The following is a 15,929-nucleotide window of genomic DNA, read 5'->3' on the forward strand; positions in this document are numbered from 1 at the left end:
GAAGGCGTAGCCGCCGGCGACCCGCGCCAGGGTGACGCCCCGGGGTGCGAAGAAGCGGGCGATCTCGGCCAGCGCCCCCGGCACGTCGGTGCCCGGGGGCAGGCGGGCGGCGATCTCCGCCTCGGTGAGGGGCGCGGGCGCGCAGAAGATCAGTGCTTCGACGAGGCGCGCGGCCGCGGAGGGGGCAGGGCCGGGCGCGCGGGCGGACCGGGCCACGCTCAGGCTCCGGCGGCGCGGATCTGGATCGGCGCGAAAGGCCGCTCCTGGCGCAGCAGGAGCTGACCCTCTCGGGCAAGCTCCAGCACCGCCGAGAGGGACGAGGCCCGAACCGTGGCGCGGCGCTTCGGATCGACGAGGTACTGCGCCAGGTAGGCATCGAGGTCGGTCCACTCGTCCCGCGGGCCGATCAGCCGCTCGAGGGCCTCCCGGGCATCGACCAGGGACCAGACCGTGCGGGGCGGCAGGGTGACCTGAGCCCGGGCCCGCTCCTGGCGCTGGCGGGCATAGGCCGCGATCAGCTCGTGCAGGGTCGTCCCGAAGGGACCGGGATCCGCCGCCGCGGGCGCGGACGCCGCCGCGCCGCGGGCTAAGACGTCGCGCCCGAGCTGGGCCCGCTCGGAGAGCAGGAGGGCGGCGGCGCGGATCGCCTCCAGGCGGCGCAGCCGGAGGGCGAGGGCCTCGGCGAGGTCGCCGGCGGCGGGCTCGGGGCCGCGGGGCGGCGCCGGCAGCAGGAGGCGCGACTTCAGGTAGGCGAGCCAGGCCGCCATCACCAGGTAGTCGGCCGCCAGCTCCAGCCGCAGGCGGCGGGCCTCCTCGATGAAGGCGAGGTACTGCTCGACGAGGGCCAGGATCGAGATGCGGGAGAGATCGACCTTCTGGCGCCGGGCCAGTTCCAGCAGCAGGTCGAGGGGCCCCTCGAAGCCGTCGACGTCGACCACGAAGGCCGCCTCGGCGGAGGCGTCGGGACCGGCCTCCGCGAAGTCGTCGCCTCCCGCCACGGCGGTCCGCACCGTCAGGCCGCGGCGGCGAGCCCGGCATCGAGGCGGGCGCGGGCCTCGGCCGGATCGAAGGCCGCCGCGTCCGGCACCAGCCGGGCGAGCGCGCCTTGCGCCCGGCGCAAGGACGCGCCGGCGAGGACCGGGGCGGCGGCCACGACCTCCTCCATCTCGGCGCGCACGCCGTTGCAGTGCAGGCCGACGTCGCAGCCGGCCCGGAAGGCGGCGGCGGCACGGTCCCGGAAGCTCCCCGAGAGGGCGTTCATCGACAGGTCGTCGGTCATCAGCAGACCGTCGAAGCCGATGCGACCGCGCACGATCTCGCCGATCACCCGGGCCGAGGTGGTGGCCGGGTTGTCGGGGTCGAGGGCCCGGAACACCACGTGGGCCGACATGGCCATCGGCAGGTCGGCCAGCGCCCGGAAGGGCTGGAAGTCGTGCGCCTCCAGCTCGGCCCGGCTCGCCTCGACCACCGGCAGGGCGTGGTGGCTGTCGGCGCCGGCGCGGCCGTGGCCCGGCATGTGCTTCATCACCGGCAGGACGCCGCCGGCCATCAGGCCCTCGGCCACCGCCCGCCCGAAGGCCGCCACCACGCCCGGATCGGTGCCGTAGGCCCGGTCGCCGATGACGTCGTGGGCGCCGGGCACCGGCACGTCGAGGACCGGGGCGCAGTCGACGTTGATGCCGACCATCGCGAGGTCGTGCGCCATCAGGCGGGCGCCGAGGCCGGCCAACGCCGGCCCGCCCTCGGGACCGCCGGCGCGGAGATAGGCCCGGCCCGACGGGTAGGGCCGCCAGTGCGGCCGGGTCATGCGCTGCACCCTCCCGCCCTCCTGGTCGATCAGGATCGGAGCGTCGGCCCGGCCGACGGCCTCGCGCAGGGCGGCCGTCAGGGCCCGCACCTGCTCGGGATGGTCGATGTTGCGCTTGAACAGGATGAAGCCCCAGGGCCGCACCTCACGGAAGAAGGCAGCCTCCTCGGGGCTCAGGATCGGGCCGGCGCAGCCGAGGATCAGGGCAAGGCACGTCATCGACGGCGGCTCTCGTCGCTTGAAAAGGGGGGCCAGGGAGAGCGCGATCCCGCCCGGCGCCCATGCGGGCACCGGCTGCGCGGAATCGCAAGCGGAAAGTGCGGAGTGTAGGAGATCCGCCGCCGCCCGGCTGTCGGCGGGGAGCCACAGCCGGCGGGTTTCTCGGACCGTCAGACCTCAGGAGGGTCTATTCCGGTCGTTCGTCAGTTCTTGGCGACGAAGCAGGCAGCGCCCGCGGCCTTGAGCTTGCCGCACAGGCCGTCGGCGCTCTCCTTCGACATCGGCCCGACGCGGACGCGGAAGATCGACTTGCCGTTGACCTCGGCCTGCCGGATCAGCGGCGACTGGCCGCCGAGCACGGCGCCGTAGCGCTCCTGGGCCTGCTTGAAGGCGAGCTCGGCCTCCTTCTCGGTGGCGCGCACCGAGAGCTGCACCGAGAACCCGCCGACCGGCGCCTGCGGCGTCGGCACCGCCTGCGTGGTGACCGGGGGCTCGGCGGAGGCGACGCGCTGCACCGGCTTCGGCCGCGGCGACTCGGCGACCGGCGCCGGGGTCTCGGCCGGCGGGGTCTGGGCGGCCGGGGCGGTCGGGACGACCCGCGTCGAGCGGGGCGTGACTGGGGCGGGCGTCGAGCCGGTCGCCTCGGTCGGCAGGGTCATGGTCGGGATCGGCGAGACTTCGGGCCGGGCGGCCGATTGCTGGGCGGCGGCCTGCGCCGCCCGCTGGGCCTCGGCCGGCGAGGGCTCGGGCCGGACCGAGACCGTGCGCACCCGGCGCGGCTCGCCGAGGGACTCGGTCAGCGCGTTGCCGGGGGCGGCGGGCGGCGCGGACGGGCCGGCCTCGGCGACCAGCGAGCGGGCCGCCTGCTTGACGTCGAGCGGCTGCTCCTCGCGGTTGACGATGCGGATCTGCGCGTCCTTGGCGTTGCGCTCGTAGATCTGCTTGTTCTGGTCCGGAATCTCGACGCCGCCGGCATTCTGGGGCGCCACCTTCAGGGGCGCCTGGTCGGCCATCACCAGAATCGGCGCGCCGGAGCGGCCGGGATGGAGGGCGCGCCAGGTCAGCGCCCCGCCCACCGCCACCGCGACGATGCCGAGGGCCGTGCCGACGAGCGCGATGCGCCGGCGGCCCCGCGGCCGCGGCTCGGCGGGCGGCGCAGCCTCCGCCTCGTCATGGGCCGGGGCCGGCTCCGAGACGGTCTCGCGCTCGACCGCGGCGAGGTACTGGTTGAACGCGGCGGCCGGGGTGTACGCCGGAGGCGGCGCGGAATGCTCCGGCGCGCCCATCGTCGGCTCGCTGCGGGAGGCGGACAGGCCGCCCTCCGGACCGGGGGCCTCGCCGTAGCTCGGCAGCACCGGCTCGACGCGGCCGCGGGGCTCGGCGGTGCGGCTCGCCTCCTTCGCTTCCTTCGCCTCGAGCAGGGCGCGGAACGGATCGTCCTGGCCGACGATGCGGGCGAGTTCGGCGAGGGGATCGGGCCGCGCGCCCTGCCGGACCTGATCCTGGCGGGCGGGGGCCGGCTGCCGATCCTGCTCGTAGCCGTCGTAGTCGACGGGAACCCGGGAAGCATTCGTCGTCATGGCAGCACCATATCCTGTTCGCCCTCGCGTCACCTCGCCGCGCTCAGGCCCGGCTCGGAGACACCGGCGCCGCCCCCGATATGGGTTCGGCGACCGTCAGATCCCACGCTCGCGTCCCGCCGCGGCGGCGCCCGAGGCACCCCGCGGCGTCAGGTCGCGCCGGACATCCGGCGCCGAGGCCTCAGCGCATCTCGTCGGGGGCGGACACGCCGAGGATCCCGAGATTGGCCGCGACCACGCCCTTGAGGGCGCCGACGAGAGCCAGCCTCGCCAGCGTTGACTTTCTGTCGGTTTGATTAACAAACCGTAATTGCGGCAAGTCTTTGCCCTTGTTCCAGAAACTATGGAACGCGCTGGCCAGCTCGTAGAGGTGGAAGGCGAGCCGGTGCGGCTCGTGGGCCGCCGCCGCCGCCTCGATCACCCGCGGCACCTGGGCGATCCCGCGCATCATCTCGATCTCGCCCGGATCGGTCAGGCCCGACAGGTCGGCCCCGGCGAGGGAGGCCGGCGACAGGTCGAGGTCGGGGAAGGCCTCGCGGGCCTGGCGGAACACCGAGGCCGCCCGGGCATGGGCGTACTGGACGTAGAAGACCGGGTTGTCCTTCGACTGCTCCACCACCTTGGCGAGGTCGAAATCGAGGGTGGCGTCGTTCTTGCGGTACAGCATCATGAACCGCACGGGGTCGCGCCCGACCTCGTCGATCACCTCCCGCAGGGTGACGAACTCGCCCGACCGCTTCGACATCTTCACCGGCTCGCCGTCGCGCAGCAGGCGCACGAGCTGGCACAGCTTGGCGTCCAGGACCGCCTTGCCGTCCGAGACCGCCTTCACCGCCGCCTGCATCCGCTTGACGTAGCCGCCGTGGTCGGCGCCGAGCACGTCGATCAGCTCCACGGCGCCGCGCTCGACCTTGGAGCGGTGATAGGCGATGTCCGAGGCGAAGTAGGTGAAGCTGCCGTCGGACTTCAGCAGCGGCCGGTCGATGTCGTCGCCGAAGGCGGTGGAGCGGAACAGCGTCTGCTCGCGGTCCTCCCAGTCCTCGGGAAGCTGGCCCTTCGGCGGGGGCAGGCGGCCCTCGTAGACGAGGCCCTTGGCGCGGAGGTCCTCGATCAGCGCCGCGACCGCGCCGCCGTTGCCCCCGCCCTGCAGGGTGCGCTCGGAGAAGAACACGTCGTGGCGGATGCCGAGGGCCGCGAGGTCCTCGCGGATCCGGTCCATCATCCGGTCGATGGCGAAGTCGCGCACCAGGGGCAGCCACTCGCTCTCGGGCTGGCTGAGGAGCGCGTCGCCGTACGTCTCTTTCAGCGCCTCGCCGACGGGCTTGAGGTAGTCGCCCGGATAGAGCCCCTCGGGGATCGTGACGGTCTCGCCCAGCGCCTCGCGGTAGCGCAGGAAGGCCGAACGGGCGAGCACGTCGACCTGCGCGCCGGCGTCGTTGATGTAGTACTCGCGCGTCACCTGCCGGCCGGCGGCGACGAGGAGGTTGGCGAGGGCGTCGCCGAACACCGCGCCGCGGCCGTGCCCGACATGCATCGGCCCGGTCGGGTTGGCCGAGACGTACTCGACGTTGACCCCGCCCGGCACCTTGGCGCCCCTTCCGTAGGCCTCGCCCTCGCGGAGCGCCGTCCGCACCACGTCCGCGTAGACCGCGGGGTCGAGCCGCAGGTTGATGAAGCCCGGCCCGGCGACGCTGGCCTCCGTGACGCGCGGATCCTGGCGCAGCTCGGTCGCGAGCGCCTCGGCCAGGGCCTTCGGGTTGGTGCGCGCCTCCTTGGCCAGAACCAGGGCGGCGTTGGTGGCGAGATCGCCGTGGCTCGGATCGCGCGGCGGCTCGACCACGACGCGGGCGCGGTCCAGCCCCTCCGGCAGGGTGCCGGCGCGGGTGAGCGTCTCGAGCGCCTCGCCGATGCGGGCCTCGAAGGCGGCGAAGATGTTCATGCGTTGACCAGTTCTGCAAAGTTCGGGCCGGAGGCGGCGCGGGGCCGCGACCGGCGCGCCGGGCTCTTCTCACGGCGGGGCGGCAGCCTGCAAGCGAAGCCGTTCGGAAGGGGCGCGGGCTCCTCCCTTGTCGCCGCCGGGCCGATGCTGCAAAGCGTCCGGGCGTCACCGGCCGGAGCTCCGGCCCTTCTGAAAAACGATTCGGACCGCGCCATGCACGACATCCGGGCCATCCGCGACAACCCGGCCGCCTTCGACAAGGGTCTGACGAGCCGCGGGCTGGAGCCGCTCTCGGCCGAGCTGATCGGCCTCGACGATGCCCGCAAGTCCGCGATCTCGGCGGCGCAGGGCGCGCAGGAGCGGCGCAACGCCCTCTCGAAGGAGATCGGCGCGGCCAAGAAGGCGAGGGACGAGGCGCGGGCGCAAGCGCTGATGGCCGAGGTGGCCCGGCTCAAGGAGGAGGCGCCGGCGCTCGACGCGGCCGCCGACGCCGCGGCCAAGGCCCTGACCGAGCGCCTGGCGGGGATCCCCAACATCCCGGGCCCCGACGTGCCGGAGGGCCGCGACGAGCACGACAACGTCGAGAAGAGCCGCTTCGAAGGACGGGGCCTCGCTCAAGGTGGGCGCCAGCACTTCGAGCTCGGCGAGGCCATGGGCCTGATGGACTTCGAGACCGCCGCCAAGCTCTCGGGCTCGCGCTTCGTGGTGCTCAAGGGACAGCTCGCCCGTCTCGAGCGGGCGCTCGGCCAGTTCATGCTCGACCTGCACACCGGTGAGCACGGCTACACCGAGGTGGTACCGCCGCTCCTGGTGCGCGACGAGGCGATGTTCGGCACCGCCCAGCTGCCGAAGTTCCGCGACGACCAGTTCGCGGCGATCCAGGGCTCGCCCGAGATCGCCCAGGAAAGCGGGGCGCCGAACCGCTGGCTGATCCCCACGGCGGAGGTCCCGCTCACCAACCTGGTGCGCGAATCGATCCTCGCCGAGGACGAGCTTCCCTTGCGCTTCACCGCCCTCACCCCCTGCTTCCGGGCCGAGGCCGGAGCGGCGGGGCGCGACACCCGCGGCATGCTGCGCCAGCACCAGTTCAGCAAGGTCGAGCTCGTCTCGGTCACCGCGCCCGAGCGCTCGGCCGAGGAGCACGAGCGGATGCTGTCCTGCGCGGAAGCCGTGCTGAAGCGCCTGGAGATCCCGTTCCGGGTCGTGACGCTCTGCACCGGCGACATGGGCTTTTCCTCGACCAAGACCTACGACATCGAGGCCTGGCTGCCGGGCCAGAGGACCTACCGGGAGATCTCGTCCTGCTCGGTCTGCGGCGAATTCCAGGCCCGCCGGATGGAGGCGCGCTACCGCCCGAAGGAGGGCAAGGGCGTGGCCTACGTCCACACGCTGAACGGCTCGGGCGTCGCGGTCGGCCGCGCGCTCATCGCCGTGATGGAGAACTACCAGAACCCCGACGGCAGCGTCACGGTCCCGTCGGCCCTCGCGCCCTACATGGGCGGGCTCACCCGAATCGACGGCATGGGTGGACTCACCCGAAACGAAGGACAGCGGAGCTGATGCGCATTCTCGTCACCAACGACGACGGCATCCACGCGCCGGGCCTGCGCTGCCTGGAGGAGATCGCCCGCGAGCTGTCGGACGACGTCTGGATCGTGGCGCCCGAGACCGACCAGAGCGGCGTCTCGCACTCGCTGTCCCTCAACGATCCCCTGCGCCTGCGCCAGGCCGGGGAGAAGCGCTACGCCGTCAAGGGCACGCCCTCCGACTGCATCATCATGGGGATCCGCCACATCCTGAAGGAGCACGGGCCCGACCTCGTGCTCTCGGGCGTCAACCGCGGCCAGAACGTCGCCGAGGACGTGACCTATTCGGGCACCGTCGCGGGCGCCATGGAGGCGACGATCCTCGGCGTGAAGGCGATCGCGCTCAGCCAGGCCTACGGCGCCGGCGGACGGGCCAACGTCAAGTGGCAGACCGCCGCGAAGCACGGGGCGCCGGTGATCCGGCGCATCCTGGAGATCGGGATCGAGCCCGGCATCCTGGTGAACGTGAACTTCCCGGATTGCGAGCCCGAGGCGGTGCGGGGCGTCGCGGTGGCGGCGCAGGGCGTGCGCAACCAGCAGCTCCTCTCGATCGACGAGCGGCTCGACGGGCGCGGCAACCCATATTTCTGGCTCGCCTTCGCCAAGGCGCGCTTCGAGCCCGGCAACGGCACGGACCTGAAGGCGATCGCGGAGGGCCGCATCTCGGTGACGCCCTTGCGCCTCGACCTCACCGACGAGCCGACGCTGACGCGGTTCGCCCAGGCCTTCGCGTGAACGAGGACGGCGCGCCGGAAGCCTCCGGACCGGATCCCGCCGAGGAGGCCTCCGGCGCGGTCGAGACGGCGGCCTTCGTGCTGGGCCTGCGCGCCCGCGGGGTGCGCGACGCCGCCGTGCTCGGCGCGATGGAGCGGGTGCCCAGGGAGGCCTTCGCGCCGCTCGCCTTCCGCGACCTCGCCCGGCGCGACCTCGCCCTGCCGCTGCCCTGCGGCCAGACCATGACGGCGCCGAGCGTGATCGCCACGATGCTGGCGGCGCTGAACCCGCAAGGAGCGCGGGTGCTCGAGATCGGCACCGGCTCGGGCTACGCCACGGCGCTCCTGCTGCGCTTAGGCTGCGCCGAGGTGGTCAGCCTCGAGCGCTACGCGACGCTCGCCCGCAACGCCCGCTCGCGCCTCGACGCCCTCGGCTTCGGCGCCGCGATGGTGGGCCTCGCCGACGGCTGCGCCCCGCCGGAGGAGGCCGGCGGCTTCGACCGCATCCTGGTCAACGGCACGCTCCGCGACCTGCCCCAGGCCCTCATCGCGCGCCTGAACCCGGGCGGACGCCTCATCGGGGCGCTCGCCGGCCCGGCCGGCCCCCGCCTCGTCGCCATCGCGCAGGAGGCGGACGGCCCCTGGCGCCAGGTCCGCGAGACGCCGCTGCGCATCGGCCCGCTGACGCCCGGCCTCGCGGCGATCCTCTGAGCGCCGCGCCCCCGCCACCTCCCGGCCCTCACGGTGAAGCCGGGAGGCCGCCCCGCAACGGAAGCTTAACCTGAATCCGCTTTGAATCCGCATCAGACGGTTGCGTGGATGTACGGGTGCGTCGATGCGGGAACGCGGGGCAGGCAAGGGGATGCGGACGCTGTCGCGCTTCGCCCTCATCGGGCTGATCGGGGGCGCTTCGGCGGCCTGCAGCACCGATGCGGTGCGGCTCGACCCGTTCTCGAACCCGTTCTCATCGAGCGCGAGCGGGGAGCCGGGAGCCACCGGAAGCCTGCCGGAGGGCGAGGCGGTGGCGGCACCGGTGCGCTCGGCGCCGATCCAGTCGCGGCCCCTGTCGGCCCCGGCGGCGGCGATGCCGCTGTCGAGCCGGCCGGCGGCCTCAGCCCCGGTGCAGACGCCGCGGGTCGCGGCCGCGGCCCCGGTGACCGGCGGCCCGGCCGGCTGGTCCGCCGCCGGCGGCACCACCATCACGGTCGGCGCCAAGGACAGCCTCAGCCAGATGTCGACCCGCTTCGGCGTGCCCGCGGCGGCGATCCTCCAGGCCAACGGCCTGTCGAGCGCCGCGCAGGTCACCCCGGGCCGCCAGCTGGTAATCCCGGTCTACCACGCCGGCGGCGTGCCGGCGATGAGCGCCCGGGCGGTGCCGGCCGCGCCGGCGCCGCGGGTTCCGGTCGCCGAGACCCGCACGGCCGAACCGGTGCGCCGGGTGGCCGAGGTGGCGCCTCGTCCCGAGCCCGCGCCGGAGCCGGCCCGCAAGGCGCCCGCGCGCCCCGGCCAGGCCGAGGCGAAGCCGGTCTCCCCGGCGGCCGCCGAGCGCGCCGCCAAGCTGACCACGCGCAAGCCGGAGCCCCGCGAGGAGGAAGCGGCCAAGCCCCATCGTCCCGACCCGAGGCTCGCGGCGAAGCCCGAGCCGAAGCCGGTCGCCCGCGTGGCCGCGCGCCAGGCCCAGGACGACGAGGACGAGAAGGTCGCGGCCAAGCCGCAGCGGCCCGAGCCGAAGGTCGCCGCCAAGCTGCCCGAGCCCAAGGCGATGGCCAGGCAGCCCGAGCCCAAGAAGCCGGAGCCGAAGCCCGTCGAGAAGGCGGCGAAGCCCGAGGTGAAGAAGGTCGCGGAGGCGCCGAAGCCGGAGCCCAAGAAGGTCGAGGCCAAGCTCGAGATCCGGAAGCCCGAGCCGAAGCAGGCCGAGGCGCCGAAGCCCGAGGTGAAGAAGGTCGCGGAGGTGAAGCCGGCGCCGAAGCCCGAGCCGGTGAAGCCGGTGAAGGTCGCGGCCCTGCCGGAGAAGGCGCCCGAGCCCGCTCCCGCGCCGGCCGTCGCCCCCGCAGCCCCGCCGCCCGACCCGCAATCGTCCTTCCGCTGGCCGGCCCGCGGCCGGGTGATCTCCGGCTACGGCTCGAGCGGCAACGAGGGCATCAACATCGCGGTGCCCGAGGGTACGCCGGTGAAGGCCGCCGAGGAAGGCACGGTCGCCTACGCGGGCAGCGACGTGAAGGGCTACGGCAAGCTGGTCCTGGTACGCCACTCCAACGGCTACGTCTCGGCCTACGCCCATAACGGCGAGATCGAGGTGCGGCCCGGCGAGAAGGTGAAGCGCGGCCAGACCATCGCCAAGTCGGGCGCGTCGGGCAACGTCACCTCGCCGCAGCTGCACTTCGAGATCCGCAAGGGCGCGACCCCGGTCGACCCGATGCCGCACCTCGCGAGCAACTGAACCGGGACCGATCGCGAGAGGGGAGGCGGGGCGCACGAGCGCTCCGCCTCTTCGCGTTGAGAGGCAGTGTCGGCGGCGCGCCTCTCCCCGACCGACTGGAATCCGCAACGTCGTTCCGGGGCCGCGAAAGCGGAGCCCGGAATGACTCGGTGGAGGTCAGGGTCGATCGAGGAACCGGACGGCGCTAATCCAGCCGCTGCCCCAGCCGCCCGGCCAGATCCTGGATGTACTGGAACGCCGTGCGGCCCGAGCGCGCGCCGCGCGTCGTCGACCACTCCAGCGCCTCGGCCCGGAGCCGCTCCGGCGCGACCGCGAGGCCGTAATGGGCCACGTAGGCGTCGATCATCGCCAGGTACTCGTCCTGGCTGCACTTGTGGAAGCCGAGCCACAGGCCGAAGCGGTCCGAGAGCGAGACCTTCTCCTCCACCGCCTCGCCCGGGTTGATCGCTGTCGAGCGCTCGTTCTCCATCATGTCGCGGGCGAGCAGGTGGCGCCGGTTCGAGGTGGCGTAGAACAGCACGTTGTCGGGCCGGCCCTCGATGCCGCCGTCGAGCGCCGCCTTGAGCGACTTGTACGAGGTGTCCTCGGCGTCGAACGAGAGGTCGTCGCAGAACACCACGAAGCGGTGGGGATCGGGCCGCAGCAGCCCCATCAGGGCGGGCAGGCCCTCGATGTCCTCGCGGTGGATCTCCACCAGCTTCAGCGGCCGCTCCGCCGTGTCGCGGGCGTTGATCTCGGCGTGGACGGCCTTGACCAGGGACGACTTGCCCATGCCGCGGGCCCCCCACAGGAGGGCGTTGTTCGCCGGCAGGCCGCGGGCGAAGCGCTCGGTGTTGTCGAACAGGATGTCGCGCATCCGGTCGATGCCGCGCAGCAGGCCCATCTCGACCCGGTTGACCCGCGGCACCGGCTGCAGCCGCCCGTCCGGCTGCCACACGAAGGCGTCGGCCGCCGCGAGATCGGGTGCGGGGATCGCCGGCGGAGCGGCGCGCTCGAGGGCCGCGGCGATGCGCAGCAGCACGGGGAGCAGGTCGGAGGCGGGGAGGGGCGTGTCGGTCATCGGCGTGTCGGTCATCGCGGGGGAACGGGCTCCTTGCGCAGGGGCGGACGTGCGGGTGGCGCCTCATAATCCCAAGGGCGCGCGGACGAAAACCCGCCGGGATCGGGCGGGGACGCGCCGTTCCCCGCCGTTGCTTTCGGGTCGTCCCTGGCTATAGTCCGCGCGCTTTTGCAAGGCCGCCGGAGACCCGCGCGGCCCGTTTCCGCCTTGTTCGGGAGACCTTGAGAGTGATCACGCCCGCCTTCGCGCAGGGAGCCGGGGCGACCGGCGGCACGGACATCCTCGTGCAGGTCGTCCCCTTCATCCTGATCTTCGTGATCATGTATTTCCTGATCCTGCGCCCGCAGCAGCGCCGGGCCAAGGACCACCAGGACATGATCAAGAACGTGCGCCGCGGCGACACCGTGGTGACCACCGGAGGCATCCTCGGCCGGGTCACCAAGGTGACCGAGGCGCCGGAGATCGAGGTCGAGATCGCCCCGAACGTGCAGGTCAAGGTGGTCCGCACCATGATCGCCGAGGTCAGGGCCAAGGGCGAGCCGGTCAAGGCCGCCTGATCCCGACGCAGGGAGAGGCCCGGACGGATGCGCCGGGCCGCCCTATCTGAAGCACACTGAAAGACCGGTTGGGACGCCGCGGATGCTCCGTATCTCCACCACGAAGGCCATCGCGACGCTCGCCGTGATCCTCGTCGGCCTGATGCTCGCCGTGCCGAGCTTCTTCTCGGCCGAGCAGCGCACCGGCTTCGTCAAGTCGCTGCCGTCCTGGTTCCCGACCTGGATCGTGCCGACCCGCGCCATCGTTCTCGGCCTCGACCTCCAGGGCGGCTCGCAGATCGTGCTCGAGGTCGACCGCAACGACCTGATGCGCTCGATGAGCCAGGGCTTGCGCGACGACGTGCGCGGCGCGCTGCGCGCCGAGGGCGTCCAGGCCGACGGCGGCATCCAGCTCACCCCCCGCGGCGTCCAGCTCCGCGTGTCGGACGCGGCCAACCGCGCCAAGCTGATGCCGAAGCTGCGCGCCCTGTCCCAGCCGGTGACCGACGCGGTGATGGGCCAGACCGGCGCCAGCACCCTCGACGTCCGCGAGGAGCCGAACGGCACGATCCAGCTCGCCTTCACGGATGCCGGGCTCAACGCCCGGACCCGGCGGGCGGTGGGCCAGGCGATCGAGGTGGTGCGCCGCCGCATCGACGTGACCGGCACCACCGAGCCGTCGATCCAGCAGCAGGGCGCCGACCGGATCCTGGTCCAGCTCCCCGGCGTGCAGGACCCGCAGCGGATCGAGACCCTGCTGCAAGGCACCGCCAAGCTCGAGTTCCGCCTGCTCGCCGACAGCCCGGCGGGCGACGTCGACATGTTGCCCTCCCGCGACGCCAACGGCCAGAAGGTGCCGGTGGAGCGCCGGGTGCTCGCCGACGGCGCCGACCTGACCGACGCTCAGCCGGGCTTCGACCAGAAGTCGAACGAGCCGATCGTCAACTTCAAGTTCAACCTGCGCGGCGCCCAGCGCTTCGGCCAGGCAACGAGCGAGAATGTCGGCCGGCCGATGGCGATCGTCCTCGACAACGAGGTCGTGTCGGCGCCCCGCATCCTGCAGCCGATCACCGGCGGCCAGGGCCAGATCTCGGGCCGCTTCACGGTGCAGCAGGCCAACGACCTCTCGGTGCTGCTGCGCGCCGGCGCCCTGCCGGCCAAGCTCACCATCATCGAGCGCCGCACCGTCGGCCCGGGCCTCGGCCGCGACTCGATCGAGGCCGGCAAGAACGCCACCATCGTGGCGACGGTCCTCGTCGTGGTGCTGATGTTCGCCGCCTACGGGGTGTTCGGCCTCTTCGCCAACATTGCGCTTCTCGTCCACGTCGGCCTGATCCTCGGCCTGATGTCGGTGCTCGAGGCCACGATGACGCTGCCCGGCATCGCCGGCATCGTGCTCACCATCGGCACCGCGGTCGATTCCAACGTGCTGATCTATGAGCGCGTGCGCGAGGAGGTGCGGGCCGGCCGCTCGATCCCCTCGGCGCTCCAGGCCGGCTTCGACCGCGCCTTCGCCACCATCGTCGACTCGAACTCGACCATGGCGATCGCCGCCGTGATCCTGTTCTTCCTCGGCTCGGGCCCGGTGAAGGGTTTCGCCGTGGTGTTCATCCTCGGCATCCTGACCACGGTCATCACCGCCGTGACGCTGACCCGGATGATGATCGCCCTGTGGTACCAGCGCCTGCGGCCCAAGACCCTGCCGATCTGATCGTCTTTGGCGGGTGGCGACACGCCGCCCGCCCTACGCGCTGCGTCCGACCGGGGCGCGCCGACACCCTTCTCCGAGACCGACGATGCGCCTCCTCCGCCTCTGGCCCGACGAATCCCACTTCGACTTCATGCGCCTGCGGCGCTTCAGCTTCCCGCTCTCGGCGTTCATCTCGATCGCCACGGTGGTGCTGTTCCTGCAGATCGGGCTGAACTTCGGCATCGACTTCAAGGGCGGCACCCTGGTCGAGCTGCGGCCCAAGCCCGGCGTGACCTCCGACGTCGGCACGGTGCGCCACACCGCCAACAGCTTCGGCTTCGGCGAGACCGAGGTGCAGGAGTTCGGCCAGGGCTCGATCTCGGTGCGCTTCCCGCTCCAGGCCGGCGGCGAGACCGGCCAGACCCTGGTGATGCAGAAGGCGCACGAGGCCTTCGACAAGGACTACGCCTTCGACCGGGTCGAGACCGTCGGCCCCCGCGTCTCGGGCGAGCTGGTGCAGTCGGGCACGATCGGCGTCGTGCTGTCGGTCGTGGCGGTTCTGCTCTACCTGTGGTTCCGGTTCGAGCGCGAGCTGGCGCTCGGGGCCATCGTCGGCACCCTGCACGACATCGTCATCACGGTCGGCCTGTTCGTGATCACGCGGATCGAGTTCAACATGACCTCGATCGCCGCGATCCTCACCATCGTCGGCTACTCGCTGAACGAGACCGTGGTGGTGTTCGACCGTACCCGCGAGCTGATGCGGCGCTACAAGACCATGCCGACCGAGCAGCTGCTCAACCTGTCGATCAACTCGACCATGTCGCGCACGGTGATGACCGCGATGTCGACCGCCCTGTCGCTGCTCGCGCTGGTGCTGTTCGGCGGCGAGGCGATCAAGGGCTTCTCGGTGGTGATGCTGGCCGGCGTGGTGATCTGCACCTACTCGGCGATCTTCGTCTCGACCCCGTTCCTGATCTATATCGGCCTGCAGGCCGGCGGCACCCGGACGTCGGGGCGAGACAGCTCGGCCCTGCCGCAGGCGGCCGAGTAGTGGCCGGGCCGACGCATGACGGCTTCGTGCCGGGGCGGTACCCGATCGACGCCTACGGCGGCGGCGGCTTCCGCTTCGCCGACATGTCGCATCGCGGCTCGATCCTGGCGCTGCCCTCCGGCGTCCGGGCCTGGGACGTGACGGAGCCGGGCGGCATCACGCCGGAGAGCTTGAGCCCGCTCCTCGCCGAGGCCGGCGCGGTCACCCTGCTGCTCCTCGGCACCGGGGCCGACATCGTGTTCGTGCCCGATTCCCTGCGCCAGTACCTGAAGGGTGCCGGCATCGGCCTCGACGTGATGCAGACCGGCGCGGCGGCGCGGACCTACAACATCCTGATGGCCGAGAACCGCAAGGTCGCGGCCGCCCTGATCGCGGTGCCGTGACCCGATGAGCGAGGCCGAGCCCCGAGACCCGGCCTGGGCCTATGCCCATTGCGAGGCGCTGGTGCGGGAGAGCGACCCGGACCGCTGGTATTCCAGCCTCTACGCCCCGGCGGAGAAGCGTCCGCACCTCCACGCGCTCGCCGCCTTCAGCCTCGAGGTCGCGCGGGTGCGCGAGGCGGTCTCGAGCCCGATGCCGGGCGAACTGCGCCTGCAATGGTGGCGCGACGCCCTCCAGGGCGAGGCGCGGGGCGACGTCCGCGCCCATCCGGTCGCGGCGGCCCTCGACGACACGCTGGTCAAGGCACGCCTGCCGCGCCAGCCCCTCGTCGACCTGATCGACGCCCGGGTGTTCGACCTCTACGACGACCCGATGCCCTCGACCCGCGACCTCGAAGGGTATTGCGGCGAGACCGCCTCCTGCCTGATCCGCCTCGGCAGCCTGATCCTGGCGGGCGGCTCCGAGCCCGGGGGGGCTGCGGCCGCCGGCCATGCCGGCGTCGCCTATGCGGTGACGGGCCTGCTCCGGGCGCTGCCCTGGCACGCCCGCAGCGGCCAGGTCTACCTGCCGGCGGACGTGCTCAAGGCCCATGGGGTGACCCGCGAGGACATCGTGGCGGGGCGCGGCGGCCCTGGGCTGCTCGGCGCCTGCGCCGACATGCGGGCGCTCGTGCGCCGCCACCTCGCCGCCTACGCGACCGAGCGGGCGACCATCGCCTCGGTGGCCGCCCCCGCCTTCCTGCCGGTCGCCCTGGTCGAGGGATACCTCGCGCAGATGGAGCGGCCGGGCTACGACCCGCTGACCAGCGTGATCGAGGTGCCGAACTGGCGTCGGATCTGGCGGCTGTGGCGGGCGGCGCAATCGGTCAAGTAATCCTCCACAGGCCTCGCGCTCGCTGTGCGCCCCTCCACGTCATCCCGGGTT

General features: G+C 72.9%; 14 protein-coding genes and 1 pseudogene. 9 read left to right on the top strand and 6 right to left on the bottom strand.

Annotated elements, in window-relative coordinates:
- The 5 genes and pseudogenes from VQ02_RS27090 to argS all read right to left on the bottom strand — a co-directional run.
- A pseudogene (locus tag VQ02_RS27090) lies at positions 1-216 on the bottom strand (SMC-Scp complex subunit ScpB); the annotation flags it as partial.
- A gap of 2 nt (positions 217-218) precedes the next feature.
- Positions 219-998 carry a segregation and condensation protein A gene (locus VQ02_RS27095; protein WP_048447376.1) on the bottom strand — a complete coding sequence of 260 codons (780 nt, stop codon included), beginning with the start codon at positions 996-998 and terminating at the stop codon, positions 219-221.
- Positions 999-1,012: 14 nt separating this feature from the next.
- The gene (nagZ, locus tag VQ02_RS27100; protein ID WP_048447352.1) at positions 1,013-2,026 is read right to left on the bottom strand and encodes a beta-N-acetylhexosaminidase; all 1,014 of its coding nucleotides are present in this window, start codon (positions 2,024-2,026) and stop codon (positions 1,013-1,015) included.
- Between the two features lie 203 nt (positions 2,027-2,229).
- Positions 2,230-3,606: an SPOR domain-containing protein gene (locus tag VQ02_RS27105; RefSeq protein ID WP_048447353.1), complete on the bottom strand. Its 1,377-nt coding sequence runs from the start codon at positions 3,604-3,606 to the stop codon at positions 2,230-2,232.
- A gap of 181 nt (positions 3,607-3,787) precedes the next feature.
- Positions 3,788-5,545 (bottom strand): arginine--tRNA ligase, encoded by a 1,758-nt coding sequence (gene argS / locus VQ02_RS27110; RefSeq protein WP_048447354.1) that lies wholly within the window; start codon positions 5,543-5,545, stop codon positions 3,788-3,790.
- Positions 5,546-5,758: 213 nt separating this feature from the next.
- Here argS and serS point away from each other — a divergent pair, with 213 nt between their 5' ends.
- From serS to VQ02_RS27130, 4 genes are all read left to right on the top strand, one after another.
- Positions 5,759-7,105, top strand: a complete 1,347-nt coding sequence (gene serS / locus VQ02_RS27115) for a serine--tRNA ligase (protein WP_048447355.1) — start codon at positions 5,759-5,761, stop codon at positions 7,103-7,105.
- Entirely contained in the window at positions 7,105-7,866 is a 762-nt protein-coding gene (gene surE / locus VQ02_RS27120) for a 5'/3'-nucleotidase SurE (protein WP_048447356.1), read from the top strand. The genes serS and surE overlap by 1 nt, the downstream gene beginning before the upstream one ends.
- Positions 7,863-8,555 (top strand): protein-L-isoaspartate O-methyltransferase family protein, encoded by a 693-nt coding sequence (locus tag VQ02_RS27125; protein WP_048447357.1) that lies wholly within the window; start codon positions 7,863-7,865, stop codon positions 8,553-8,555. Before surE ends, VQ02_RS27125 begins: the two co-directional genes overlap by 4 nt.
- 151 nt (positions 8,556-8,706) lie before the next feature.
- A complete protein-coding gene (locus tag VQ02_RS27130) occupies positions 8,707-10,284 on the top strand; it encodes a peptidoglycan DD-metalloendopeptidase family protein (RefSeq protein ID WP_245239875.1) in 1,578 nt (525 codons plus the stop codon).
- Positions 10,285-10,468: 184 nt separating this feature from the next.
- On the opposite strand, the gene VQ02_RS27135 is transcribed toward VQ02_RS27130, so the two are convergent.
- Positions 10,469-11,344: an ATP-binding protein gene (locus VQ02_RS27135; protein WP_157080834.1), complete on the bottom strand. Its 876-nt coding sequence runs from the start codon at positions 11,342-11,344 to the stop codon at positions 10,469-10,471.
- A 227-nt stretch (positions 11,345-11,571) separates the two neighbouring features.
- Here VQ02_RS27135 and yajC point away from each other — a divergent pair, with 227 nt between their 5' ends.
- The 5 genes from yajC (at position 11,572) to VQ02_RS27160 (ending at position 15,878) form a co-directional block, all read left to right on the top strand.
- On the top strand, positions 11,572-11,901 hold the full coding sequence (yajC, locus tag VQ02_RS27140; RefSeq protein ID WP_048447360.1) for a preprotein translocase subunit YajC: 330 nt from the start codon (positions 11,572-11,574) through the stop codon (positions 11,899-11,901).
- Between the two features lie 82 nt (positions 11,902-11,983).
- Positions 11,984-13,591 carry a protein translocase subunit SecD gene (gene secD, locus VQ02_RS27145; RefSeq protein WP_048447361.1) on the top strand — a complete coding sequence of 536 codons (1,608 nt, stop codon included), beginning with the start codon at positions 11,984-11,986 and terminating at the stop codon, positions 13,589-13,591.
- Positions 13,592-13,676: 85 nt separating this feature from the next.
- Positions 13,677-14,624 (top strand): protein translocase subunit SecF, encoded by a 948-nt coding sequence (gene secF / locus VQ02_RS27150; RefSeq protein WP_048447362.1) that lies wholly within the window; start codon positions 13,677-13,679, stop codon positions 14,622-14,624.
- Positions 14,624-15,007, top strand: coding sequence for an Mth938-like domain-containing protein (locus VQ02_RS27155; protein ID WP_048447363.1), 384 nt, complete (start codon positions 14,624-14,626; stop codon positions 15,005-15,007). Before secF ends, VQ02_RS27155 begins: the two co-directional genes overlap by 1 nt.
- Before the next feature lie 4 nt (positions 15,008-15,011).
- Entirely contained in the window at positions 15,012-15,878 is an 867-nt protein-coding gene (locus VQ02_RS27160; RefSeq protein ID WP_048447364.1) for a phytoene/squalene synthase family protein, read from the top strand.
- Positions 15,879-15,929 lie beyond the last annotated feature (51 nt).

Origin of the sequence: Methylobacterium variabile (assembly GCF_001043975.1) — a bacterium.
GTDB classification, from domain to species: domain Bacteria; phylum Pseudomonadota; class Alphaproteobacteria; order Rhizobiales; family Beijerinckiaceae; genus Methylobacterium; species Methylobacterium variabile.